This window comes from Promicromonospora sukumoe, assembly GCF_014137995.1.
Lineage (GTDB): Bacteria > Actinomycetota > Actinomycetes > Actinomycetales > Cellulomonadaceae > Promicromonospora > Promicromonospora sukumoe.
In genome coordinates, this window is record NZ_JACGWV010000001.1 from 2,673,945 (window position 1) to 2,696,019 (window position 22,075).

The window sequence follows — 22,075 nt, forward strand, 5'->3', positions numbered from 1 at the left end:
GGCGTGCTCAGCAACGAGCTCGCCCGCTTGGCCGGCGTGACCGTCCGGACGCTGCGGCACTACCACCAGGTCGGGGTGCTCCCCGAGCCGCCGCGCACGTCCGGCGGCTACCGGCACTACGACGTCGGGCACCTGGTGCGGCTCCTGCGCATCACGCGGCTGACGGCGCTCGGCATCCCGCTGTCCGCGCTGCCGGAGGTGCTCGACGACGCGGCGGCCGCCGAGGAGCTGCTCGACGAGCTGGACCGCCGGGCCGCCGCCGACATCGAGCGGCTGGCGGCGCGCCGGGCCGACATCGCGGCGCTGCGTCGCACCGGCGCGCCGCCCGACCTCCCCCCGGAGCTCTCGGCCTGGCGGACCGACCCGGCGGCCGGGCTGCCCGCGGACATGGTCCGCTACGAGCACGAGCAGCTCGTGCTGGCCGGGCACCTGATCGGCCGGGGCGACCCCGCGGTCCTCGCGGCGCTGCTCGGCGAGGTGGACGAGGAGCCGGCCGTGTCGGCGGCGCTGACGGCGCGCTTCTACGCCCTGGACGAGGACACCCCGGACGACGAGGTCACGGCGCTGGTCGGTGACCTGGTGACGCGGCTCCGGACGGCGCTGGCACGGCTGGCGCACCTGCCGCCGGTCGACGCGCGGGCCGCGGGCCTGCTGGACGAGCTGACCGAACGCACGCTCCGGCCCGCGCAGCGCGACGTCCTGCGGAGGGTCCAGCGGCGGCTGGCCCTGCCCGGCGGGGAGTGACCCGGGTCACTCGCACCGGGGTTGAGTACGACGCGACGTCAGGGTCTGGACTCGGGGGACACGCACCGACCGAGAGCGAGGACCCACCATGACCACCCCGTCGCCCCTCATCCCCGTCGAGGACTTCTTCGGCCTGCCCACCCGCAGCCGCGCCGTCCTGTCGCCGGACGGCGCCCAGGTCGCCTACCTCGCCCCGTGGCGCGAGCGGCTCAACGTGTTCGTCCGCGACCTGGACTCGGACTGGACCAGCCCCGACACCACGCCCGACGGCGGCGCCCGCCGCGTCACCTCCGACGCCCGGCGCAACATCGACTCGTTCTTCTGGTCCGCCGACGGGCGCTACCTCCTGTTCCTCCAGGACACCGACGGCGACGAGAACTGGCATCTGCACCGCGCCGACCCCGCCCGTCCCGACGAGCCCGCGGCCGACCTGACCCCCTACGACGGGGTGCGCCTGCTCCACGCGCAGCTCGACCCGGAGCGGCCGGGCACGGCCTTCGTCCAGCTCAACCTGCGCCGGCCGGACCTGATCGACGTCTTCGAGCTCGACCTGGTCACCGCGGAGCTGACCCCCGTCGCGGAGAACCCCGGCGACGTCATCACCTGGCTGCACACCACCGGCCGGCTGCTCGCGTTCAGCATGGAGGACGGCGGCGACCACGTGCTCTCGCAGTGGACCGGGGACGAGCGGCGCACGATCGCCCGGTTCCCCGGTACCGACTACCCGTTCGGGCCCCTGCCGGCCGTGCCCACTCCGGACGGCAACGGGCTGTGGGCGAGCTCGGTGCGCGGCTCGGACCGCACCCGGCTGGTCCGGGTCGACCTGGACACGGGCGAGGAGACCGGCGTCGACAGCCACCCGACGTCGGACCTGGACACGCCCCGTCCCGAGGCCGACACCCGCTACCCGTCGTCGCTGATCGTGCACCCCGGCACCGGGGCGCTGCTCGGCGCCCGCTACCTCGGTGCCCGCCAGGAGGTGCACGCCCTCGACGCCCACTTCGCCGAGGTGCTCCCCCGCCTGGAGGAGCTGTCCGACGGCGACCTGGGCCACGTGTCCACCGACGTGACGGCCCGGCACTGGGTGGTGGACTTCAACCACGACCGCGACCCCGGCGTCACCTGGTACTACGACCACGCGACGGGCGAGGCGGACCTCCTGTTCCGGCCGTACCCGCACCTCGACCCCGCCCGCCTGGCGCCGGTCACCCCGGTCACCCTCACCGCCCGCGACGGCCTCGACCTGCCCAGCCACGTCACCCTGCCGGTCGGCGTCGAGCCGCACCGCCTGCCGACCGTCCTGCTGGTGCACGGCGGGCCGTGGTACCGCGACAGCTGGACCTACGACCCGGAGGTGCAGCTCCTGGCCAACCGCGGCTACGCCGTGCTGCAGGTCAACTTCCGGGGCTCCACCGGCTACGGCAAGGCCCACACCCAGGCCGCGATCGGCCAGTTCGCGGGGCGCATGCACGACGACCTGGTCGACGCCGTCGACCACGCGGTCGCGCAGGGCTGGGCCGACCCCGACCGGGTGGCGGTCTACGGAGCCTCGTACGGCGGCTACGCCGCGCTCGTGGGCGCCGCGTTCACGCCGGACCGGTTCGCGGCGGCGGTCAGCTACACCGGCATGTCCGACCTGGTCGACCTCGTCGAGCAGGTGGTCCCGTTCGCGCGGCGCAGCGCCGAGAACAGCTACCTACGCTACATCGGCGACCCGGACGACCCGCGGCAGCGAGCCGACATGCTCGCCCGCTCACCCATCAGCCGGGTGGACGACATCACCGCGCCGGTGCTGCTGATCCACGGCGCCAACGACGTCCGGGTCGCGCGGCACCACTCCGACCGGGTCGTCGACGCGCTGCGCGCCCGCGGCGCCGAGGTCGAGTACCTCCTCAACGAGACCGAGGGCCACTGGTTCATCAACCAGGACAGCAACATCGAGCTCTACCGGACGCTGGAGCGCTTCCTGGCCCGCCACCTGGGCGGGCGCACCGGTCCCGACGCCCACGGCTGACCCGGTTCCCTCGTCCGCACGGTCGTCCTGGATCCAGGCCGCGACCGTGCGGACGAACAGGAACAGCCACGTGAGCAGCAGGGAGAACCCGAGGAACTCCACGGCGGTGAGGTTGAAGTAGCCCACCGGCCACATCAGCAGGACGACGAGCGCGAACGCGCCGACGAACAACGACGACGTGACGAGGAAGGTCCGGGGCAGGCGCGGGACGAGGAACGGCGTGGCGACGACGAGACCGGCGAACAGCACCGTCATGACGGACGCGATGACGGTGTGCAGCACCCTGGCGACCTCGACCGTCACCCAGCCGAGCGCCACGAGCAGCGCGGCGACGGCGACGAGCCACGTGCGAAGGATCTCCAGCCGCCGCAGCTCCCCGCCCGAGGCCCGGGTGCGCAGGTCGCCGATCACGTGGTGGGTCAGCGTCGTCATCGCCAGGCCGGCGAAGACGAGCGTGATGTTGAACGCGTAAGCGGAGAACCCGCCGCCCACGCCGAGCGCGCTGAAGTTGAGATGCCACCAGTGCGGGTCGTTGGCCGAGAGCATGCTCGCCAGCGACCCGCTGACCAGGAACAGGGCGAGCAGGTTCGCGATGGCGACCGACGTCACCTCGGCGGAGACCAGCGTGAGCGCATAGGCCGACGCCGCGGCCGACAGCCCCACGAGCACCGCCGCCATCAGGGCGTCCAGGCGCAGTTCACGGAACGCCAGGTCGAACACGGCGAAGACCGAGGCCGTCAGCAGCATGACGATCCCGGCCGCGGTGGCGGTCAGCACGACGGCGTCGAACGGGCGCCGCCACCGGCCGGTCCACCAGGCCGACCACCTGCCCGTGCGCCGGGCGGCCCGCGCCTCGGCCCGCGGCACGCGGGACGACCGGAGGTACCCGGTGCAGAACGCCGCCGCCCCGGACACGCCGGAGGCGCCCGCCGCCACCACGCCCGCCGACTCCCCGCCGAACAGGGGGACCGACCCGCCCACGAACACCGCGAACGACACCGCCAGGCCCACCGTGAGCGCCACGAGCGCGAGGAGCAGGGCGCGGTTCTCCGTCGCGACAGAACCGGTCCTGGGGCGCAGCAGCCGCGCGCGTACCGACATCCTCGTTCCTTCCACGTCCGGGTCCACGCAGGGTCAACTGGACAGCGGCGGAAAAGTTCCCGGGAACGAGCTCGACCGGGCATCCCACCCAGCAGCCGACCGCCCGCGCAGGCCCCGGGCCGAGCGGGTGAGGTTGCCCGGAGCGGGCGCGCCCGGCCGGGCCGCGACCTAGTCTGCAAGCAGGCCGGCCCGTCAGCCCGTCTCCCCCGCCGGTCTCCCGCCCACCCATCAAGGGGGTCGAGATCATGGCAGTCTCCGACACCACCGCGGCGCTCACCGTCGACCGGCTGGACCGGCACGGCACCCGCTCGCACGAGGTCTACACCGCGGGCTTCTACGAGGGCGGGTGGGACTACGAGGTCCGCTCGATCCTCGGCAGGGCCGCCCGCGGCGGCTCCGAGCCCGGCGAGGTGCTCGCCACGATCGCCCGGGTCAGGCCCAAGGACCACCGCGGGTGGTTCACCGCGTGGCAGACGCTGGGCCAGGACACCGCCCGCCAGGCCCGGCAGTGCGCCGACGCCGGGCACGCCGTCAGCGCGGCGCGCGCCTACCTCCGGGCGGCGAACTACCTGGGCGTCGCGGTCGAGGCGGTCGACGGGCTCGACGGTGACACCTCCGAGCTCCTGCCGACCTTCCGGGAGCACCGCGCCGCCTGGGACGGTTTCGTGGAGCAGGGCCGGTGGCCGGCGCAGGCCGTCGCGATCCCCTACGCCGGGTCGAGCCTGCCCGGCTGGTTCTTCCGCCCCGACACGTCCGGGGCACCGCGACCGGTGCTGGTGATGGTCAACGGCAGCGACGGGTCGGTCAGCGGCCTGTGGTGCGAGGGTGCGGAGGGCGCCCTGGAGCGCGGGTACGCCGTGCTGCTGTTCGACGGGCCGGGCCAGCAGTCCATGCTGTTCGAGCGCGGCGTCCCGTTCCGGCCCGACTGGGAGCACGTGCTCACCCCCGTCGTCGACTGGCTGGCCGCCCGCGACGACGTGGACCACGACCGGGTCGCCGTCTACGGCATCAGCCAGGGCGGGTACTGGGTCCCCCGGGCCCTCGCGTTCGAGCACCGGTTCGCGGCGGCGGTCGCCGACGGCGGCGTCGTCGACGTCGGCCGGTCGTGGCTGACCAACATCCCGCACGCCGTGCTCGACGAGTACCGCAAGGGCCACCAGGAGAAGTTCGACCGCGACATGCGCCTGGGCATGCGACTGCCGGGCGGCCGGGCCGCGCGGGAGACCTGGGCCTTCCGCGCGCGCCCGTACGGGGTCGAGGGCTACTCCGCCGTGCTCGACGAGGTGTCCCGGTACGCGCTGACGCCCGAGCTCGCCGCGCAGATCAGGACGCCGCTGCTGGTCACCGACCCCGACGGCGACCAGTTCTTCCCCCAGTCGGCGGAGCTGGCGGGCCTGGTGCCGGGCGCCACGCTCGTGCGCTTCACCCAGGACGAGGGGGCCGCGTCCCACTGCCAGCCGCTCGCCCGGGAGCTGACCGAGCAGCGCATGTTCGACTGGCTGGACGAGCGGCTGGACCTCTGAGACCCCTGCTCAGCCCTTCAGTCCGCCGGCCAGCAGGTCGGCGCGCCAGAACCGCTGGAGCAGCAGCACCATCACGATCAGCGGGATCACCGAGACGGCCGAGCCCGTGATGACGAGCGGGTACAGGTCGGAGTCGCCCGCACCACGGGACAGGAACGTGTACAGCCCGAGGGTGATCGGGTACAGCCGCTGGTCGGAGAGCATGATGAACGGCAGCAGGAAGTTGTTCCAGATGCCGACGAACTGCAGCAGGAACACCGTGACCAGCCCCTGCGCCATCATCGGCAGCACGATCGTGGTGAAGATCCGCGCCTCGTTCGCGCCGTCGAGCCGGGCCGCCTCGAGCGTGTCGGTGGGGACGGCGGCCTGCGCGAACACCCGGCACAGGAAGATCCCGAACGGGTTGATGATCGAGGGCAGCAGCACCGACCACGTGGTCCCGGCCAGGCCGAGCTGCGCGAGCAGCAGGTACTGCGGGATCGCCAGCACGATGCCCGGCACCAGGACGCCGGCGAGGATGGCGGCGAACAGCGTGTCGCTCCCCCGGAACCGGAACTTGGCCAGCGCGTACCCGGCCATCGCGGACACCACGGTCGAGGCGACCGCGCCGACCCCCGCGTACAGGATGCTGTTGGCACCCCACTGCCAGAACACGCCGCCGCCGTAGGTCGCCAGGTCCACGAGGTTGTCGGCCAGGCCGGAGCCCGGCAGGAACGAGAAGCTGGTGAACAGCTCGCGGGGCGACTTGGAGGCGGCGACCACCACCCAGGCCACGGGGACCAGGCAGTAGACCGCGCCCACGACCAGCACGATCGTGGCGGTCGGGGAGAACCGCGGCCGACGTCGGGGCACCGTGGACGGTGCCGCGGGGCGGCGGGAGGCTGCGAGGACAGTCATCAGGCGTCTCCGAACGCTCGGCGCTGGAAGAAGCGCAGGATGATCAGCGAGAGGACGAGCGTGCCGACGGCCAGGAGCACGGAGGCCGCGGCCGCGCCGCCCAGGTTGTCGTTGCCGAACGCCTCCTGGTAGATGGCCATGAGCGGCACCCAGGTCGACGAGATGGTGTTCGCGAGCGGACGAAGCGTGGCGGGCTCGCTGTAGAGCTGCACCGTGCCGATGACGGAGAACAGCCCGGTCAGCACGAGCGCCGGCGTGACCAGCGGGACCTTGATGCGCCACGCGATGGCCCACTCGTTCGCGCCGTCGATGCGGGCGGCCTCGTAGATCTCCTGCGGGATCGCCCGCAGCGAGGTGTAGATGATGATCATGTTGAAGCCGACCCCCGACCACAGGGCGATGTTCGCGAGCGCGAAGTACAGGGTCGGGTAGGCGAAGAAGTCGAGGCTGGTACCGCCCAGCTCACGGGCGACGTAGCTGATCGGGCTGGTGCTGGGCAGGTACAGGAAGCCCCACAGCAGGCTCGCGATCACGCCCGGCACGGCGTACGGGAGAAAGATCGCCGTCCGCGCGAAGGCCGTGAGCCGCGCCCGCGGCGTGTCGAGCAGGATCGCGAAGAGCAGGGCCAGGCCGAGCACGCTCGGCACGGCGATCGCGCCGTAGACGAGTGACCGGCCGAAGCCCGCGAGCAGCTCGGGGTTCGTGAACGCCGCGACGTAGTTGTCGAGCCCGACGAACCCCTCGGTCCGCCGGCCGAAGGCTCCCCCGCCCTCGATGCGCGACCCGCGGAAGCTCAGGTAGAGCGCGTAGCCGATCGGGACGAGCAGGAAGCAGACGAACAGCACGATCGCCGGCGTCGCGAAGAGCCACGGGGTGAGCTCCCGGTTCCGGCCCGCGCGCCGTCCCGCGCGCCGGCGCGGGGGTGCCACGGCGGTCATGGGTTCTCGACGGTGAACCCGGACTTCTCCAGGTCCGCGACCACCGTCTCCTGGGTCGTCGTGTAGACGTCCCGGAACGGGGTGCCGTTCAGGGCGGCCTCGTTGAGCGCGTCGCCGAACGCGTTGGTGGCGACGTTGACGTTCGGGCCCCAGACGACCGGGATCGTCGTGTCGTCGATGACCTGGTCGGCCACCTCGTAGAAGTCCTCCTGCTGCGGCATGAGGCGCGGCGGGTCGTTCGACAGCGTGGCCTCGCGCCCGGCGTTGCCGCCCGGGTACAGGTCGAGCGTGAGCAGCAGCTCGGACCCTTCGTCCGACGCGCCGAGCCAGGCGGCGAACTTCGCGGCCTCCTCGGCGTGCTCGGACTTCTCGGGCACGAGGTACGTGGACCCGCCGAGGAACGGGACGGACGCGTCGCCCGGCGTCCACTGCGGCAGCGGGATCGAGGCCCACTTGCCCGCGGTGTCGGGCGCGACCGAGTAGATGACGCTCGGCGCCCAGGCGGCGGCCGCCCAGCTCAGGATCTTGCCGTCGTTGACCTTGGCGTTCCACTCCGGCGTGAGCAGCGGCTCGACCGACAGCAGGTCCCGCTCCACGAGGTCCTGCCAGTAGTCGGCGGTCTCCAGGGAGGCGTCCCCGTCGATGCCGACGGACCACGTCTCGCCGTCGGTCCCCCACCACTCGGCACCCGCCTGGGTGGCCTGCGCCGCGAAGAACTCGAGCTGGGTCGCCGAGAAGCTGGCCAGGTACACGTCCGGGTCCGCAGCGTGGATCTTCTCGGCGGCCTCGGCGTACTCCGCCCAGGTGGCCGGGGGCTCGACGCCGTACTCCTCGAACAGGTCGGTGCGGTAGGTGAGCATCATCGGCCCGATGTCCTGCGGCACCCCGTAGACGCTGCCGCCGAGCGTGCTGAGCGCCCAGATGTTGTCCGCCACGGCCTCCCGGTTCGGCTCGACGTCCTCGGTGATGTCCCGGACGACGCCCGCGGTCACCAGCGACGGCAGCGCGCGGTACTCGACCTGCACGACGTCGGGCACCTCGTCGGCGCGGTCGGCCGCCAACAGCTTGGACGACGTCTCGGGGGTGCCGCCCACCTCGGACAGCTTGATCGTCACACCGGGGTTCTCGGCCTCGTACTGGTCGACGATCGCCTGCGCGGCCGGGTCCGCCTCCTTGAGCGACCAGGTCCAGAACTCCAGGGTCACCGGTCCCTCCGCGGCCGGTTCACCGGCGCAGCCGGCCAGGCCGAGGCTGACCGCCACCAGGGCGGCGGCGGTGCCGAGAACGCGGCGGGGGCGCCCTGCTCCACTGCTGTGTGTGCTCATCGCACATCTCCTTCGATGTGTTCCGGCCGGCCCCGGCGGCTTCGTTGCAGGGGTCCTCGGGAAGTGCCCCTATGCTGATGGCAACGTTGCCATTTCGTCAAACGCGACCCCTCGCGCAAAGGAGCGCACATGCGTCTGGTCCCCAATCCCGTGCTGCCCGGCTGCCACCCCGACCCCTCGGTGTGCCGGGTCGGCGAGGACTACTACCTGGTGACCTCGACCTTCGCCTTCCACCCCGGAATCCCCGTGCACCACAGCCGTGACCTGGTCACCTGGGACCTGGTAGGACACGTGCTGGCCGGCGAGAGCTGGCTCCCGCTGGACGGCAGCGCGGTGGCGGACGGCGTCTGGGCGCCCACGATCCGCCACCACGAGGGCGTGTTCTACGTCGTGTTCACGATCGCCCGGGACAAGCGCGGGGCGGCGACCTACCTGACGACGACGACCGACCCACGCGGGCCGTGGAGCGTCCCCGTCCCGCTGGAGGCCGACGGCATCGACCCCTCGCTCTTCTTCGACCGCGACGGCCGCGCCTGGTTCACCGCCGCCCGGGACGCGACGGCGGACGGCGCCACCGGGCCGGGCGAGATCTGGCTGCGGGAGCTCGACCTGCCGACCCGCACGCTGGTCGGGCCGGAGCACGTGCTCTGGCACGGGGCCCTGACCGGGCAGTGGGTCGAGGCCCCGCACCTCTACGAGCGCGACGGCCGCTACCACCTCGTGGGCGCGGAGGGCGGCACGGAACGGAACCACGCCGTCACCGGCGCGACCGCCGACCACGTGACCGGCCCGTACCGGACCGACCCGCGCAGCCCGCTGCTGACGCACCGGCACCTGGGTGCCGACGAGCCCGTGCAGAACGTGGGCCACGCCGACCTCGTCGAGACGCCCGACGGCGAGACCTGGGCGCTGGTCCTCGGCGTCCGCCCCGTCCGGGGACACCACACCCTCGGCCGCGAGGTGCTGCTCGTGCCCGCCGGGTGGGACGAGGGCGGGCCGGTCCTCGCCCCTGGCGCCGGGCGCGTGCGGGGTGTGGAGCCGGGCCTGCCCGTCACGACGGACCGCCCGGCGGACTGGCTCTCCCTGCGCGGCCCGCTGGCCGCCGACGTCGCGGGCGACGTGGTCACCCTGCCCCCGCGCCCCGTCCCGCTCTCGGGACGCGGCGTCCCCGCGTTCCTGGCCCGGCGCCAGGACATGCACGCGTTCGAGTTCGGCGCCGCGCTCGACACGGGCCGGATCGACGAGCACGACGCCGGGGTCGTCGCCTTCCAGGACGAGAACACGTTCCTCGCCGCGCGGCTCGTCCGCCGGGCAGGCGGCGTCGTCGCGCGCGTGGCCGGACGGCTGAACGGCGAGGACGTCGCAGGCCCCGAGGTGCCGGTCGCGGGTGAGGTCACGCTCGACGTCCGGTCGGACGGCGAGACCTACGCGTTCCGGTGCGCCTCGGACGCCGGCGAGCACCTGCTGGCGACGTTCCCGCACACCGTGCTGAGCACGGAGACGGCCGGCGGCTTCACCGGCGTCCTGCTGGGGCTGGTCGCCGAGGCGCCCGCAAGCGCCGGGCCGGTGGTCTTCCGCGGCGTCCGGTACGGCGTCCCGGAGCAGGTCTCAGAGGGCGCGGGTGGAGGCACGCACCACGAGTGACGGTGGCAGCAGGTGGTGCTTGGCCTCGCCGCCGCCGATCAGGTCGAGGAGCACCTCGATCGAGAGGCGGCCCAGGGTGACGAAGTCCTGCCGGACGGTCGTCAGGGCGGGCACGAGGTAGTCGGCTCCGGCCATGTCGTCGAACCCGACGAGCGACACGTCGCCGGGCACGGAGACGCCGCGGGCGGCCAGGGCGGAGAGCACGCCGATCGCCATCTGGTCGTTCCCGCTGAAGATCGCCGTCGGCAGGCGCCCGGCGTCGATCAGCTCGGTGGCGAGCGCGTGCCCGCTCCGCGCGCTGAAGTCGCCGTGCAGCAGGTGCGGCTCGGTGATGCCCGCGCGCTGGAGCTCGGCCCGCCAGCCCTCGACCCGCGCGCGGGCGTCGAAGGTCTCCATGCGCCCGCTGAGGTGGACGATGTAGCGGTGGCCGAGGTCGAGTAGGTGGCGGACGGCGAGGCGGGCGCCCTGCTCCTGGTCGAGCTCGACCGACCCGATCGCCGGGTTGGCGACGTTGCCGGACATCACGACGGAGATGGGCACGCGGGCCACGGTCCGGTCGAGGGCCTCCAGGGCGACGGGCCGGTCGGCGATGACCGCCACCCCGGCGGCGCCCTGGCCGACCAGCCGGCCGAGGCACTGCTCGAGCTGTTCGTGGGTGCCGCCCTGCCAGCTTGCGAGGCTGACCCAGTGGCCGGCCGCCTTGGCCGCCTGTTCGATGCCGAGCAGCACGCGCGGCAGCTCGAACAGCTCCGAGCCCGCCAGGACGACGCCCAGCATCGTGGACCGGCCGCTCTTGAGCATGCGCGCGCTGTCGTTGCGCCGGTACCCGAGCTCGTCGATGACCCGCAGGACGCGCTTCCTGGTCTCCGGCCTGACCGTCGGCTCGTCGTTGACGACCCGGCTCACGGTGATGTGCGCGACGCCCGCGGCGCGCGCGACGTCGACCATGGTCGGGGGCCGCTTGCCGCCCTGCGCCATGCTCGACCTCGCTCTCTCCGTGAGGCCCGCCCGAGGTGTGGACCGGGCTGCCGGACCGTGGACCTGACCTGTTGCTCCGGGATCTTATCCAGCGGGAGCCACGACGGCCTCACACGCCGGTTCACCGAAACACCCCGCGACGTGACACCATCGGCGTAACACCACGGGACGAGTACGGGACACAGGTGGCGCGGCCGATCGCCGCGCGGTGATCCCGCGGCCGGCCGGAGCACCCCGGCCGGGGCCGACTGCCCCGTCGTCCGGCACGTCCGGACGTCCCCGGCGTGTGGTGCGGCACGTCGTGTGCCGCCGCTGTCGCGGTACGCATGGAACGAAGGAGCAGATGTGGCACGAGCAGGCCAACGCCGGTCCGGTCGCGCGCGGACCGGGTCCGGCGCCCCGCGGCGCCGCTCCCCGCGTCCCGCCGAGCAGGGGATGATCCCGGTGCTCACGGACGCCGCGCACGAGGTCGAGGGCGCGGTGCGGCGCCCGCCGACGCGTCCGGCCGTGCGCACGAAGTTCCAGGTGGTGGCACTGCTCATGCGCGAGGAGCGCACCCGGGTCCGGGAGGACGCCGAGCTGAGCGAGTCGAAGCGGACCCAGCAGCTCAAGCGGCTCGACGCCGTGGGCACGCAGCTCGCGAAGATCGCCGCGCGGGACACCTCGCTGCTCGAGCTGCTCGCCGAGGACGCCCGGGTCTCCGACGCGGCGCGCGAGCTCAAGGCGACGATGATGCGCGCCGGCGGGCTGGAGCCGCCCGAGGAGCCCCCGCCGGCACCGCCCGCCGCGCCCACGCCCGGCGCCGAGAAGCAGGTGGTGCCCCGCTCGGTGATCTCCCGCCAGCTCGCGAACCCCTTCCTCGCCCCGGACTTCGAGGCCGCGGCCGAGCGGCAGGCCCCGAAGGTCCGCCGGCTGGCCGGCTGGGAGCTGCTCGAACCGCTGTTCCGGTCCTTCGAGTACGCCGGCGCGGGCGCCCCCGCCTGCATGCCGCTGCCCGAGCCCCGCACGGTGTCCGCCCCGCACGGCCGCACGCTGATGCCGCACCAGGCCCAAGTGGTCGAGGCCACCGCGCGCGGGCACCGCACCTTCCTGCTCGCCGACGAGCCCGGGCTCGGCAAGACAGCGCAGGCGCTGCTCGCCGCGCAGGCGGCCGACGCCTACCCCCTGCTGGTCGTGGCCCCCAACGTGGTCAAGACGAACTGGGCGCACGAGGTCGAGCTGTGGACGCCGCGCCGCAGCGCCACCGTGGTCCACGGCGACGGCGACCAGATCGACGGCTTCGCCGACGTCGTGATCGTGAACTACGAGATCCTGGACCGGCACGTCGGCTGGCTCGGCGACCTGGGCTTCCGCGGCATGATCGTCGACGAGGCCCACTTCATCAAGAACAAGGGCTCCCAGCGCTCCCAGCACGTGCTCGCCGTCTCCGAGCGCATCCGTACCCGGAGCGCCAAGCCGCTCCTGATGGCACTGACCGGCACCCCGCTGATCAACGACATCGAGGACTTCCGCGCGATCTGGCAGTTCCTCGGCTGGATCGACGACACCAAGCCGCTCGCCTCGCTCCTGGGCACCCTGGAGGACACCGGGCTCACGCCCGCCGACCCCGGGTTCTACGCCGCAGCCCGGACCAGCGTGATCGACATGGGCATCGTGCGCCGCCGCAAGGCCGACGTGGTCGCCGACATCCCCGCCCGCCGGGTCGCGGACATGCCGGTCGAGCTCGACGGCGCGGCGGGCCGCTCGATCCGGGCCTCCGAGGAGGCCCTCGCCCGCCGCCTGGTCGAGCGCTACCGGTCCGCCGTGCAGGCGCGCGCCGAGAGCTCCGTGGTGGACGACGTCGTCACGGACGGGGTGGACCTCGTCCTCGCGCGCCGGGTGGCGGCGGCCGAGCTGAAGGACTCCAGCTCGAAGGCCAAGGGCGAGAACGTGTTCACCATGGTCCGCCGGATCGGCCAGGCCAAGGCCGGGCTGGCCGCCGACTACGCCGCGCAGCTCGCCCGCAACGTCGGCAAGGTGGTGTTCTTCGCCAAGCACGTCGACGTGATGGACCAGGCCGAGCAGATCTTCGCCGACCGCGGCATCGGCTACGCCTCGATCCGCGGCGACCAGACGCCCAAGGTGCGCGAGAAGAACATCACCGCGTTCGTCGAGGACCCGGACGTGTCGATCGTCGTCTGCTCCCTGACCGCCGCCGGCGTGGGCCTGAACCTCCAGGTGGCCTCCAACCTGGTGCTGGCCGAGCTGTCCTGGACCTACGCCGAGCAGACGCAGGCCATCGACCGCATCCACCGGATCGGCCAGTCGGAGCCCGTCACCGCCTGGCGCGTCATCGCCGCCCAGACCATCGACTCCACGATCGCCGCGCTCATCGACAGCAAGTCCGGCCTGGCCGGCCGGGCGCTCGACGGCGCGGACGACGAGGACGAGGCGTCGTCCACGGACGTGCAGCTCGACGCCCTCGTGGCGCTGCTCACGGACGCGCTGGACGCCGAGGGCACCGCCTGACCCCACCCCGGCACCTGCCCGAAAAGCGCACTTCACCCGGTCCGGGGCACAACCTTCCTCGCCTGCCGGACGTGTGAGGTGGCATGAGGAACCTCCCAGCGGTACACCCCGTCGTCCTCGGTGGCGACGCCGGCGCCTACAGCCTCGCCCGGGCCTTCCACGAGAGCCTCGGCGTCCGGTCGACCGTCGCGTCCGTGCGCCCGACGCCGAACGTCGCGCGCTCCGGCATCATCTCCAACGTCGTCGAGCCGCGCCTCGACGACCCCGACGTCATGGTCGAGCTGGTCCGGCGGGTCGCCGCGTCGGCGCAGGCCCCGGTCATGGTCGTGACCTGCGTGGACTGGTACGTCCGGGCGCTCGCCGAGCACCGCGAGCGCCTGGCGGACGTGGCGGTGGTCCCCTACCCGCCGGTCGGCCTGCTCGACGAGGTGATGGACAAGCAGCGGTTCTCCGCGCTGTGCCAGGAGCTCGGGGTGCCGCACCCGCGCACGGAGGTCCGCGACGGCGGGCAGCAGGTCGGGAACCTCGACCTGCTCTACCCGCTGATCGCCAAGCCGGGAGACAACACGGCGTGGCACCGGGTGTCGTTCCCGGGCAAGTCGAAGGTGCACCTGGTGCGCGACCGGGACGAGCTGGCCGCGCTGCTGCGGGCCGCCGGGGACGCGGGGTACCGGCGTCCGATGATCGTGCAGGAGTACGTGCCCGGCGACGACGCGCAGATGCGGATCATGACCACCTACTCCGACCGCGCGGGGACGGTGCGCATGGCGTGGGGCGGCCGGGTGCTGCTGGAGGAGCACACGCCCGGCACCCTGGGCAACCCGGCGGCGATCCTCACCGGCCGGCTTCCGCAGGTCGAGGCGGACGCCCGCCGGCTCGTGGAGCACCTGGGCTGGACGGGGTTCGCGAACTTCAACGTGAAGGTGGACCCCCGCACCGGCGAGGGGGTCTTCTTCGAGCTGAACCCGCGCACGGGGCGGTCCAACCACTACCTGACGGCGAGCGGCCTGAACCCCGCCGACTTCTGGATGGCGGACCACCTGCAGGGCGAGTGGCCGGACGCCGCGGAGCCGCTGGAGGTGCTGTACCGGATCGTCCCCGGCTTCCTGCTGGACCGCTACGTGCAGGACCCGGCGGTCCGCGCCGGGCTGCGCCGCGCCCGCGCGGTGCACCCGCTGAAGTACGGCGGGGACCGGTCGCCGCGGCGCGACGCCTGGGTGCGGCTCGCCGAGCTGAACCAGGTGCGCAAGTTCGCGCAGTTCCACCCGGCGCCGACGGCGGACGAGACGAACGGCCGGCCCGGGGAGCCGGTCCCGTCCGGCGAGCGCGGCGTTGCCTGACGACGGCGGGCCGGGTGCCGATGCCGGACCCGGTGCCGGGCGCACGCTGGTCGGCGTGCTGGGCGGCGTCGGGCCGGCCGCGACGGTCCTGTTCCTGGAGCGCGTGATCCGGTGGACCGACGCGGCGCGCGACCAGGACCACGTCGACCTGGTGGTGCTGCAGCACGCGACCGTCCCGGACCGGACGGCGTTCGTGCTGGGACGCTCTGCCGACGACCCCGGGCCGGTGCTCGCCGCCGACGCGCGCCGGCTCGCGGCGGCCGGCGCCGGTTTCCTCGTGCTGCCCTGCAACACGGCGCACGCCTTCGCGGGCGCGGTCGCCGCGGCGACGCCGGTCCCGCTGCTCTCCGCGGTCGAGGTGGCGGTGGACGCGGCAGTGGGCGTGGCGGTGGACGACGGCGGAGCGCCACCCGAGGCGGTCGGCCTCCTCGCGACGGAGGGCACGATCGCCTCGGGCCTCTACGCGGACGCCTTCGCGGCGCGCGGCGTCAAGACCCTCGTGCCCGACGTCGTGGGCCAGGCGGCCGTCACCTCCCTGGTCTACGACGGCGTCAAGGCGGGGGCGGGCGGCGACCTGCGGGCACTGGACGGCGTGATCGCGGACCTGCGGTCGCGCGGCGCGGGCGCGGTCGTCCTGGGCTGCACCGAGCTGCCGGTCGCGGCGCGGGCGACCCCGCCGGGCCTCCTGCCCGACGTCGTCCTCGTGGACGCCCTCGACGAGCTGGCCCGGGCCACGGTGCTGTGCGCGGGCCGCCGCCTGCGCGGCCCGGAAACCACCCGTTCCCCGGCCCTGGCCGGGGAACGGGCAGCAGTATCGTGAGGCATGAACGCGGACGGCCGGCTGGCCCGGTACCTGAGGGCGCGGCGCGAGCAGCTGCGACCGGCCGACGTCGGCCTGGCGGTCGACGAGGGCGTGCGGCGTGTCGTGGGCTTGCGCCGGGAGGAGGTCGCGGTGCTCGCGGGCATCAGCACCGCGTACTACCTGCGTCTCGAGCAGGGCCGGGACGGCAACCCGTCCGGGCAGGTGCTGGACGCCCTGGCCAGGGCCCTGCGGCTGGACCCCGCGGCGACCGCCCACCTGCACGGGCTGGCCGGGCTGCGTGAGGCGCCCGTCGTCGTCGACCCGGGCGACGTCGTGCACGAGAGCACCCGGTGGCTGATCGACCTGTGGCCGGTCACGTCCGCCGTCGTGCACAACCGGTACATGGACGTCCTCGCGTCCAACGCCATGGCGCGGGCGCTGAACCCGAACTACCGGCCGGGCGTCAACAGCGTGCTCTCGCTCTTCACGCACCCGTCGGAGCAGGTGTTCCACGTCGAGTGGGAGGGCCTGGCCGCCCGCTCGGTGGCCCTGCTGCACACGATGGCCGACACCCGCGCGGGCGACACCCGGCTCGCCGAGCTCGTCGCCGAGGGCACCGCGAGCAGCGCGCTGTTCCGCCAGTTCTGGGCGCGGCGCGACGTGTGGGTGTCCGGCCACGGCACGCACGAGCTGCGGCACCCGATGGTGGGCGATCTCGTGCTGGGCTACCAGCGCCTCCCGCTGATCGGCACCGACGGCCAGTCGCTGTTCCTCTACTTCGCCGAGCCCGGGACGCCGAGCGCTGCGGCGATGCGGCTGCTGGCCGGCGACGGCACGGGAGGCGACGTCGGACAAGTGGGAAGGGTGAGCCCAGCAGGGACACCCACGGACCGTCCGGAGCACGCCCGGCAGGTCTAGCGTCACCGGCATGGATCTCGAACTGGCCGGAAAGGTCGCCGTCGTCACCGGCGCGAGCAAGGGCATCGGTCTGGCCGTCACCCGGGCGCTGGTCGCCGAGGGGGCGAACGTCGTCGCCGGCGCGCGGACGGTGACCGACGAGCTCGTGGCGCTCTCCGACGCCGGCCAGGTGCTCGCCGTCGCCATCGACCTCGCGGAGCCCGACGCGCCCGCCGAGCTGGTGTCGCGCGCGGCCCACTTCGGCGGCCTGGACGTCGTCGTCAACAACGTCGGGGCCCTCAAGCCGCGCACCACCGGGTTTCTGGACGTCACCGACGACGACTGGCAGACGACCCTCAACCTGAACCTGATGGCGATGGTCCGCACGACGCGCGCCGCCATCCCCCTGCTCGTCGAGCGCGGCGGCGGCAACGTCGTGACGGTCTGCTCCGTCAACGCCTACCTGCCCGACCCCGGCGTCATCGACTACTCGGCGACCAAGGCCGCGGTGTGGAACCTCTCCAAGTCGCTGTCGAAGGAGTTCGGCGCGCAGGGACTGCGCTTCAACACCGTCAGCCCGGGCCCGGTCTCAACGCCGCTGTGGCTCGGCGAGAACGGCGTGGCGGCGACCGTCGCCAAGAGCATGGGGGTCTCGCCGGAGGAGGCCCGGCGCCGCATCGTGGAGGCGGGCGGCGGGTTCTCGACCGGACGCTTCACCGAGCCGGAGGAGGTGGCCGACCTCGTGCTGCTCCTGGCCTCCAGCCGGGCGGGCAACGTCACGGGCGCGGACTTCCTCATCGACGGCGGCCTCACCAAAGAGCTCTGACGTCCCCGGGCGTCAGTCCCTGCTGTTCCCCCAGAAGTTCCTCCCCCGCAGTTCCTCCCCGGAAAGAGATCCCGCATGCCGAAGACACCCGTCGTGTTCATCCACGGCCTCTGGATCCACTCGTCCGCCTGGGCCCCCTGGGTCGACCTGTTCGCGGAGCGCGGCTACGCGCCGAGCGCACCCGGCTGGCCCGGCGACGCGGACACCGTGGCCGCGACGCGCGCCGCCGCCGACGCGCTCGACGACGTGGGCATCGAGCAGATCTGCCACCACTACGCGGACCACATCGAGACCCTCGACACCAAGCCGATCGTGGTCGGGCACTCCTTCGGCGGCCTCATCGCCCAGGAGCTCCTGGCCAACGACCTGGCCGTCGCCGCCGTCGCCATCGACCCCGCGCCGATCAAGGGCGTCAAGACGCTGCCCTTCTCGCAGCTCCGCTCCGGTTTCCCGGTGCTCGGCAACCCGGCGAACAAGAAGCGCACCGTCGCGCTAACGGCCAAGCAGTTCCGCTACAGCTTCGGCAACACCCTCACGCAGGAGGAGTCGGACGCGCTCTTCGAGGCCTGGACCATCCCCGGCCCCGGCCGGCCGCTGTTCGAGGACGCCACGGCCAACTTCACGCGGAACTCGCCCGCCGCGGTCGAGACCCACGAGGCCGTACGCGGCCCGCTGCTGCTCACCTCGGGCAGCGAGGACCACACCGTGCCCAAGGCCGTCACCCTCGAGGTCCTCAAGATGTACGAGGCCAGCCCGGGTTCGGTCACCGAGTACCACGAGTTCGAGGGGCGCGGCCACTCGCTGACCATCGACGCCGGCTGGCGCGACGTCGCCGACGTCACCCTGGCCTGGCTCGCGGCGAAGAACCTCGCGCCCGTCACCGCGGACTAGGACGGGAGCCTCCGCCGGCGAGACCGTGTCCCCACAGACGCTTACCACCCTGTAAGTTTTCCCGGACACGATCGTAGAGGCAAGGGAGTGCAGTGGTGAACGAGCGCGAGCTGGTGGAGCGACGAGGGACGGACGCCCAGGAGCCGCAGGAGGGCTCCGGTCCGGGGGCCGACGCCGCCTACCTCGACCCGCGCCGCCCGGTCCCCGAGCGGGTGGCCGACCTCCTGGCCCGGATGACCGTGGCCGAGAAGGTGGGCCAGATGCTGCAGCTCGACGCCCGCGGCGACTACGAGGGCGACATCTTGCGCAAGCACGTGGGGTCCATCCTGCACACCTCGCCGTACCGGGTGGGGCTCGCGCACGACCTCGTGGAGCAGACCCGGCTGCGCATCCCGCTGCTGGTCGGCGAGGACTGCATCCACGGGCACTCGTTCTTCGAGGGCGCCACGATCTTCCCGACCCAGCTCGGCATGGCCGCGTCCTGGGACCCGGCGCTGGTCGAGCAGGCCGCCCGCGTCACGGCGGTCGAGGCCGCCGCGACCGGCGTGCACTGGACCTTCAGCCCCGTGCTCTGCATCGCCCGCGACCTGCGGTGGGGGCGCGTGGACGAGACGTTCGGCGAGGACCCGTACCTGATCGGCGAGCTCGCCTCCGCGATGGTGCGCGGCTACCAGGGCAACGGCCTGGCCGACCCGACCGCGATCCTGGCCACCGCCAAGCACTTCGCCGGGTACTCCGAGACCCAGGGCGGCCGCGACGCCTCCGAGGCCGACATCTCCCGCCGCAAGCTGCGGTCCTGGTTCCTGCCCCCGTTCGAGCGGGTCGCCAAGGAGGGCTGCGCCACGTTCATGCTGGGCTACCAGTCCATGGACGGCGTGCCGATCACCATCAACGACTGGCTGCTGAACGACGTGCTGCGCGGCGAGTGGGGCTACACCGGCACCCTCATCACCGACTGGGACAACGTGGGCCGGATGGTCTGGGAGCAGAAGGTGCAGCCCGACCACGCCCACGCCGCGGCCGCGGCCGTCCGGGCCGGCAACGACATGGTGATGACCACCCCGCAGTTCTTCGAGGGCGCCCAGGAGGCCATCGAGAGCGGCCTCATGGTGGAGTCCGACCTCGACCGCGCGGTCGCCCGCATCCTGACCCTCAAGTTCGAGCTCGGCCTGTTCGAGAACCCGCGGCGCCCCACGCTGGAGCGCGACGCCGCGCTGATCGGCTCCGACGCGCACGCCGCCGTGAACCTCGACCTGACGCGCCGGTCCCTGGTGCTGCTGCGCAACACGGACGCCGCGCTCCCCCTCGCGGGCGGGTTCGGCGCCCTCGACGACGGCGGCCGCGCCACGGGCGGGAGTGCGGGCGCGGGCGACGGCGCACCCCGCCGCGTCGCCGTCGTCGGGCCGCTGGCGGACGCCGCGCAGGCGCAGCTCGGCGACTGGGCCGGCAGCTCCGGGCAGGCCGACTGGCTGCCCGACGGGCACCCGCGCGAGATGATCACCACGGTCCTGGACGGCCTGAAGGCCCTGACCCCCCAGGACTGGACGGTCTCGTCGGCGCTCGGCGCCGAGATCGTCACCCTGGTCTCGCCGCCCGAGGGCGACACCCTGCCCGACGGGCAGCCCCGGCCCAAGATCGCCGTCCCGTGCGACCCCGACCCGGAGCTGATCGCCGAGGCCGTCGCGCGGGCTGAGGGCGCGGACTACGTCGTGGCCGTCGTCGGCGACCAGGTCGAGCTGGTCGGCGAGTACAAGTCCACCGCGACGCTGGAGCTGGTGGGCGGGCAGGTCGCCCTCCTGGACGCGCTGGCCGCGACGGGCACACCGCTGGCGGTCGTGGTCATGGCCTCCAAGCCGCTGGTGCTCCCCGAGTCCGCGCTGGGCGCCGCGGCCGTGATCTGGGCCGCCAACCCCGGCATGCAGGGTGGCCGGGCGGTCGCCGAGCTGCTGCTCGGCCTGATCGAGCCCTCCGGGCGGCTCCCCATCTCGTTCGCCCGCCACGTGGGCCAGCAGCCCGTCTACTACAACCAGATCCGCGGGCAGCACGGGGTCCGGTACGCCGACCTGACGCAGGAGCCCGCGTTCGTGTTCGGCCAGGGCCTGTCCTACACCACGGTCGAGTACTCGGACCTGCAGCTCGCCGGCGAGACCGTGGCGCCCGACGGCACCGTCCACGCCACCGTGACGCTGACCAACACCGGCGCGCGCCCGGCACGGGAGACGGTCCAGGTCTACGTCAGCGACACCGTGACGTCCGTGAGCTGGACCGACAAGGAGCTCAAGGCCTACCGGCAGGTCGACCTGGCGCCCGGGGAGCGCCTCGCCGTGGAGCTCGACCTGCCCGTGAGCGACTGCAGCGTCGTCGACGCCGCCGGCCGCCGCGTCGTGGAGCCCGGCGGCTTCGAGCTCCTGGTCGGCCCGTCCTCGCGCGACGCCGACCTGCTGCGCGCGCCGTTCACCGTGACCGCGCCCTGACCTGGCACGCCGCCCCCGCGGGACACCGCGGGGGCGGCCCGGGCAGGGGGACTTCCTGATTCACCCGATCTGATCTAGTCTCGGGAGTTCGAGTCATGAAGTGGCTTTCCGTTCCCTACGGAACCGGGAACCTCATGATGCCCACGCACAGGCAGTCCTGGACGCTGGTCGGCGACGCCGAACCAGCCTCCCCCGTCCTCTCCACCGGCCCTCCGCCGCCGTCGCCGGCCTCGCCCGTGATCCTGAGCGAGCCCGAGGTGGTCGAGCGCGCCGCTGCTCTCGACCGGCGCCCGCCCGACGAGACCGTGCCGACGGGCCTCGTCGGGCAGGTGATGATCGAGCGCGCCAAGAGCGTGGTCGTCGTGTCGCACCGCGTCGACGAGGAGACGGCCACGCAGATGCTGGTCGACGCCGCCGACATCGCCGGCATCCCCGTGCGGCTGGCGGCCAACCAGATCGTGTCCGCGCTGCAGGGCGACCACGACGACGCGGACATCATGCAGGACCTCCTGGAGCACGCCGTGGAGGCAACCCACCCGGTGCGGCCACGCGAAGTGCCCGGCGCGAACATCGCGCCGAGCACTGCACGAGCGCCGTCCTGAGCCGCCTCGCGGAGGGTCATGACCAGGCTCTTCGCGGGGCGCTAGCGGAGGGCGGGGCCATCCTGCAGCAATTCCCGCCCAGAACGGGAACTACCAAGATCAAACATATCAGGCAGAATTTCAGCCACCGTCACGAGAATGTCAGGCGCGCGCCATTTCGGTACACCTTTCAACCACTCGGGCCAGCGATCCCGTACGCATTTCAAGCAGTCCGACCCGTTGAGACGACTCGTTTCTCACCCGAGTGAATACTCCGGACCTGGCAATGGTGCCGGTCCGGCCGACGACGTCGAGAATATCTCTCCCGATCGCCCGAGAGTGCGGCCATAAAAGCCATTCCGGCACCCGCCGGAGTTCACCCGTTGATCATCCGCTGGATCACCCCGTTGATCACCCGTCGATCACCCGGCCGCGCCGGGCGCGTCCCGAGCCGACCCGGTCGGCCTCAGTCAGACCCGGCAGGAAATCACCCGGGCCGGCTCCCCCGGCCCGCGCCGGCCGCGTGCCCACCGCGGGCTTCCTGCCGATGTGTCAGCACGGGTCCAGTCAGGCTAGGGTTACCGCGGGTCAG

The 22,075-nt window shown here is 73.2% G+C and carries 16 protein-coding genes; 12 read left to right on the forward strand and 4 right to left on the reverse strand.

Translation table 11 applies throughout. The features are described from left to right. The first annotated feature begins 3 nt into the window (after positions 1–3). The 3 genes from FHX71_RS11875 to FHX71_RS11885 all read left to right on the forward strand — a co-directional run bounded on the left by FHX71_RS11875 (position 4) and on the right by FHX71_RS11885 (position 5,382). Positions 4–744 (forward strand): MerR family transcriptional regulator, encoded by a 741-nt coding sequence (locus FHX71_RS11875; RefSeq protein ID WP_182616443.1) that lies wholly within the window; start codon positions 4–6, stop codon positions 742–744. Between the two features lie 88 nt (positions 745–832). Next, positions 833–2,758 (forward strand): S9 family peptidase, encoded by a 1,926-nt coding sequence (locus FHX71_RS11880; RefSeq protein WP_182616444.1) that lies wholly within the window; start codon positions 833–835, stop codon positions 2,756–2,758. A 1,346-nt stretch (positions 2,759–4,104) separates the two neighbouring features. Beyond that, positions 4,105–5,382 carry an alpha/beta hydrolase family protein gene (locus FHX71_RS11885; protein ID WP_182616445.1) on the forward strand — a complete coding sequence of 426 codons (1,278 nt, stop codon included), beginning with the start codon at positions 4,105–4,107 and terminating at the stop codon, positions 5,380–5,382. Positions 5,383–5,391: 9 nt separating this feature from the next. Here FHX71_RS11885 and FHX71_RS11890 read toward each other — a convergent pair whose 3' ends face one another. The 3 genes from FHX71_RS11890 to FHX71_RS11900 are packed head-to-tail and all read right to left on the reverse strand — an operon-like array spanning position 5,392 to position 8,542. Beyond that, the gene (locus FHX71_RS11890; RefSeq protein WP_182616446.1) at positions 5,392–6,279 is read right to left on the reverse strand and encodes a carbohydrate ABC transporter permease; all 888 of its coding nucleotides are present in this window, start codon (positions 6,277–6,279) and stop codon (positions 5,392–5,394) included. Then, positions 6,279–7,217, reverse strand: a complete 939-nt coding sequence (locus FHX71_RS11895) for a carbohydrate ABC transporter permease (RefSeq protein WP_182616447.1) — start codon at positions 7,215–7,217, stop codon at positions 6,279–6,281. The genes FHX71_RS11890 and FHX71_RS11895 overlap by 1 nt, the downstream gene beginning before the upstream one ends. Continuing rightward, the gene (locus tag FHX71_RS11900) at positions 7,214–8,542 is read right to left on the reverse strand and encodes an ABC transporter substrate-binding protein (protein WP_182616448.1); all 1,329 of its coding nucleotides are present in this window, start codon (positions 8,540–8,542) and stop codon (positions 7,214–7,216) included. The genes FHX71_RS11895 and FHX71_RS11900 overlap by 4 nt, the downstream gene beginning before the upstream one ends. Positions 8,543–8,671: 129 nt before the next feature. Here FHX71_RS11900 and FHX71_RS11905 point away from each other — a divergent pair, with 129 nt between their 5' ends. After that, on the forward strand, positions 8,672–10,186 hold the full coding sequence (locus FHX71_RS11905; RefSeq protein WP_182616450.1) for a glycoside hydrolase family 43 protein: 1,515 nt from the start codon (positions 8,672–8,674) through the stop codon (positions 10,184–10,186). Here FHX71_RS11905 and FHX71_RS11910 read toward each other — a convergent pair. Continuing rightward, positions 10,151–11,164, reverse strand: coding sequence for a LacI family DNA-binding transcriptional regulator (locus FHX71_RS11910; RefSeq protein WP_182616452.1), 1,014 nt, complete (start codon positions 11,162–11,164; stop codon positions 10,151–10,153). The two genes, FHX71_RS11905 and FHX71_RS11910, sit on opposite strands and share 36 nt — an antisense overlap. Before the next feature lie 345 nt (positions 11,165–11,509). Here FHX71_RS11910 and FHX71_RS11915 point away from each other — a divergent pair, with 345 nt between their 5' ends. The 8 genes from FHX71_RS11915 to FHX71_RS11950 all read left to right on the forward strand — a co-directional run bounded on the left by FHX71_RS11915 (position 11,510) and on the right by FHX71_RS11950 (position 21,504). Continuing rightward, entirely contained in the window at positions 11,510–13,672 is a 2,163-nt protein-coding gene (locus FHX71_RS11915; protein ID WP_182616454.1) for a DEAD/DEAH box helicase, read from the forward strand. An 83-nt stretch (positions 13,673–13,755) separates the two neighbouring features. Beyond that, positions 13,756–15,012 (forward strand): carboxylate--amine ligase, encoded by a 1,257-nt coding sequence (locus tag FHX71_RS11920; RefSeq protein ID WP_182616456.1) that lies wholly within the window; start codon positions 13,756–13,758, stop codon positions 15,010–15,012. Next, positions 15,005–15,832: a cysteate racemase gene (cuyB, locus tag FHX71_RS11925; RefSeq protein ID WP_246402538.1), complete on the forward strand. Its 828-nt coding sequence runs from the start codon at positions 15,005–15,007 to the stop codon at positions 15,830–15,832. The genes FHX71_RS11920 and cuyB overlap by 8 nt, the downstream gene beginning before the upstream one ends. 3 nt (positions 15,833–15,835) lie before the next feature. Beyond that, positions 15,836–16,732, forward strand: a complete 897-nt coding sequence (locus FHX71_RS11930) for a helix-turn-helix transcriptional regulator (RefSeq protein ID WP_182616458.1) — start codon at positions 15,836–15,838, stop codon at positions 16,730–16,732. A gap of 10 nt (positions 16,733–16,742) precedes the next feature. Further along, positions 16,743–17,537 carry an oxidoreductase gene (locus FHX71_RS11935; RefSeq protein WP_182616460.1) on the forward strand — a complete coding sequence of 265 codons (795 nt, stop codon included), beginning with the start codon at positions 16,743–16,745 and terminating at the stop codon, positions 17,535–17,537. A 75-nt stretch (positions 17,538–17,612) separates the two neighbouring features. Beyond that, on the forward strand, positions 17,613–18,428 hold the full coding sequence (locus tag FHX71_RS11940; RefSeq protein WP_182616462.1) for an alpha/beta hydrolase: 816 nt from the start codon (positions 17,613–17,615) through the stop codon (positions 18,426–18,428). A gap of 212 nt (positions 18,429–18,640) precedes the next feature. Next, a complete protein-coding gene (locus tag FHX71_RS11945) occupies positions 18,641–20,902 on the forward strand; it encodes an exo-beta-d-1,3/1,6-glucosidase (RefSeq protein ID WP_312877090.1) in 2,262 nt (753 codons plus the stop codon). Between the two features lie 137 nt (positions 20,903–21,039). Next, the gene (locus FHX71_RS11950; RefSeq protein ID WP_182616464.1) at positions 21,040–21,504 is read left to right on the forward strand and encodes an ANTAR domain-containing protein; all 465 of its coding nucleotides are present in this window, start codon (positions 21,040–21,042) and stop codon (positions 21,502–21,504) included. The last annotated feature ends 571 nt before the right edge of the window (positions 21,505–22,075 follow it).

What these genes read in the sequence shown, in the direction of transcription:
- FHX71_RS11905 (WP_182616450.1), top strand. Translation starts at nt 8,672, where the DNA reads ATGCGTCTGGTCCCCAATCCCGTGCTGCCCGGCTGCCACCCCGACCCC.
- FHX71_RS11940 (WP_182616462.1), top strand. Translation starts at nt 17,613, where the DNA reads ATGCCGAAGACACCCGTCGTGTTCATCCACGGCCTCTGGATCCACTCG.
- FHX71_RS11900 (WP_182616448.1), bottom strand. Translation starts at nt 8,542, where the DNA reads ATGAGCACACACAGCAGTGGAGCAGGGCGCCCCCGCCGCGTTCTCGGC.
- FHX71_RS11885 (WP_182616445.1), top strand. Translation starts at nt 4,105, where the DNA reads ATGGCAGTCTCCGACACCACCGCGGCGCTCACCGTCGACCGGCTGGAC.
- FHX71_RS11880 (WP_182616444.1), top strand. Translation starts at nt 833, where the DNA reads ATGACCACCCCGTCGCCCCTCATCCCCGTCGAGGACTTCTTCGGCCTG.
- FHX71_RS11910 (WP_182616452.1), bottom strand. Translation starts at nt 11,164, where the DNA reads ATGGCGCAGGGCGGCAAGCGGCCCCCGACCATGGTCGACGTCGCGCGC.
- FHX71_RS11950 (WP_182616464.1), top strand. Translation starts at nt 21,040, where the DNA reads ATGCCCACGCACAGGCAGTCCTGGACGCTGGTCGGCGACGCCGAACCA.
- FHX71_RS11890 (WP_182616446.1), bottom strand. Translation starts at nt 6,279, where the DNA reads ATGACTGTCCTCGCAGCCTCCCGCCGCCCCGCGGCACCGTCCACGGTG.
- FHX71_RS11930 (WP_182616458.1), top strand. Translation starts at nt 15,836, where the DNA reads ATGAACGCGGACGGCCGGCTGGCCCGGTACCTGAGGGCGCGGCGCGAG.
- FHX71_RS11920 (WP_182616456.1), top strand. Translation starts at nt 13,756, where the DNA reads ATGAGGAACCTCCCAGCGGTACACCCCGTCGTCCTCGGTGGCGACGCC.
- FHX71_RS11935 (WP_182616460.1), top strand. Translation starts at nt 16,743, where the DNA reads ATGGATCTCGAACTGGCCGGAAAGGTCGCCGTCGTCACCGGCGCGAGC.
- FHX71_RS11895 (WP_182616447.1), bottom strand. Translation starts at nt 7,217, where the DNA reads ATGACCGCCGTGGCACCCCCGCGCCGGCGCGCGGGACGGCGCGCGGGC.